The organism is Paraburkholderia solisilvae (assembly GCF_902859875.1).
GTDB classification, from domain to species: domain Bacteria; phylum Pseudomonadota; class Gammaproteobacteria; order Burkholderiales; family Burkholderiaceae; genus Paraburkholderia; species Paraburkholderia solisilvae.
Window position 1 is genome coordinate 1 of the sequence record NZ_CADIKF010000117.1, and the last position, 2282, is coordinate 2282.

Annotated in this window: 3 protein-coding genes; all 3 read right to left on the minus strand. The window is 67.4% G+C overall.

Going from position 1 to position 2282, the window contains the following annotated elements; translation table 11 throughout:
- A partial coding sequence (locus tag HV675_RS32010) for a DUF1028 domain-containing protein (protein WP_175115462.1) occupies positions 1-704 on the minus strand: 704 nt, incomplete at its 3' end.
- Between the two features lie 32 nt (positions 705-736).
- On the minus strand, positions 737-1447 hold the full coding sequence (locus HV675_RS32015; RefSeq protein WP_175115463.1) for a branched-chain amino acid ABC transporter ATP-binding protein: 711 nt from the start codon (positions 1445-1447) through the stop codon (positions 737-739).
- A partial coding sequence (locus HV675_RS32020; protein WP_175115464.1) for an ABC transporter ATP-binding protein occupies positions 1444-2282 on the minus strand: 839 nt, incomplete at its 5' end. The genes HV675_RS32015 and HV675_RS32020, both read right to left, overlap by 4 nt.

The following is a 2282-nucleotide window of genomic DNA, read 5'->3' on the forward strand; positions in this document are numbered from 1 at the left end:
GGCCGTGCCGGCGGCGCGGTCAGCAGCATGCGGGTGACATCCGGCGGCGGTGCGCGGCCGGGGTCGTCGCGAGTCGGCATCCCGGCGACGAACGGCGCGACCTGTTGCCGCGCGACATCGAACACGCGCCGCAGTTCGGCGACTGGATCGTCATGCTCGTCGACGCGCAGGTCGAGCCACGCATACGCTTCGTCACGCATCACCTTCAGCGCCGCAGACTGTCGTCCGCGCATATCGCCGCCGGCCGCCTGCCCGGCTTCGAGCGCCCGCAGCAAGCGCTCTTCGAGCGCCAGCTCGCGGGTCGCTTCAAACGCGGCTTGCATTGCGTCGAGCGTCGCGGCTCCGACCAGCATGTTGCCTTGTATCGCATACCATGGGCCGGTACGCTGACCGGCCCAGCCGGTGCATTGCGCACCGGTCCACGCCGCGCCATGCCCGCGTTGGCCGATCATGCCGAGCTGCCGCAGGTCGGCACCCGGGTCGCCGCCGAGCGCCTGTGCGAGCGCGCTTTCCGCTGGATTACCCTGTTCGAGTAAATCGAGCGCGTCGAGCGCGAGATACGGATTGACCCACGATTGCGTCGACACCGCGCCGACGCCGGCGCGCACGTACACGCACATTGCCCCTACCGCCGGCACCGCGGTGCTGACGGCCACGCCGAGCGCGCCGCTCTTCTCACAGCGCGCGACAATCGAAAATGTCATGACAGGCTCTCTCCTTCCTTCACGCTCTCGGGCTAAAGCGACAGATACCGCGCAACCGTGGCCTGCGCCGCCGGGTCCGAGGTCGCGCCGGCCGCCGGCATTTCGCCGAGATCGAGCACCGCGTAGCGGTTCGCAACGGCGAACGCGAAATGAACGTGCTGCTCGACAAGCAGCATCGCCGTGCCGGCGCGGTCGCGCTCGCGCGTCAGAATGCCGACCAGCCGCTCGATCACCGAAGGCTGCATGCCCTCGGTGATTTCGTCGATCAGAATCAGCTTCGGCTGGCGGATCAGCGCACGCGCGACCAGCAGCATCTTCTGCTCGCCGCCTGACAGCGTGCCCGCCTTCTGCCGCAAACGGTCCTTCAGAAACGGGAACAGGTCTTCGATGCGCGTGAAAAGCGGCTTGAAATCGCGGTCGCGGGCCAGCGCGAGCTTCAGGTTCTCTTCCACCGACAGGTCCTGAAACAGCGCCTGCTCCTGCGGAATATAGGCAACGTCGCGTCGCGCGATCCGGTTCGGCGGCAGGCCCGCGATGCGCTCGCCGAATAGCGCAATCTCGCCGTTCTTCGGGCGAATAAAACCCATCAGCGTTTTCAGCAGCGTCGATTTGCCCATCCCGTTCTTGCCCAGGATGGCGACCACCTCGCCGGGCGCAATCGTGAGATCGATGCCCTTCAACACCATCGCTTCGCCATAGCCGCTTTGCAGCGCGCCGATGTCGATCGCCGCTGATGTGCTCATACACCGCCCTCCGTTTTAGCGGTACCGCTATGCGACTCGCCCGCGTACACCGCGCGCACGAGATCGGAGTTCACGACTTCATCGACGCCGCCGTCCATCACGATGCGCCCCTGATGCAGCACGACGATGCGCGAACTGATGTCGCGCACGAAATCGAGGTCGTGTTCGACCAGCAGCAGACACATCCGGTAGCGCGTCGCGAGCGACACGAAGATCGCGCCGATTTGCGTGCGCTCCTGTTTCGTGAGGCCCGCGGTCGGCTCGTCGAGCAGGATCGCGCGCGGTTCGAGCGCCAGCACCATCGCCAGTTCGAGCGCCTGCTTCTGGCCATGCGACAGGTATCGGCACGGCTGGTCCGGCATCCGGTCGAGGCCGGTCAGCCGCAGCACGTCGAGTGCCGGCTGCGGCAATTCGAGCGTCGTCGCGCGTTGCCATTTCGACGGCGGCGCAACCCGATAGCGCGCGATACGCAGCGCGTCGGCCACGCTCAGCGAATCGAACACGGTAGCCGTCTGGAACTTGCGTCCGACGCCGAGCGCCACGCAGTCGTATGGCGCGAGGCGGCGGATCTCCACGCCGCCGACTTCCACGGTGCCGCCTGAGCGCTGCGCGCCGTCCGCGATGCAACGCATCAATGTGCTCTTGCCCGCGCCGTTCGGTCCGATCAGGCTCAGCAATTCGCCCGCGTGCGCATCGAAGCTGATGTCGTCGAGCACCGTCAGGCTGCCGAAATGCTTGCGCACGCCGCGCAGCGACAGCGCGGGCAGCGACACGCCGCCGCTCGCCTGCTCGCGCGCGGGCGCCGCAGCGAAGCTGACCGCGACCGGCGCGGGAC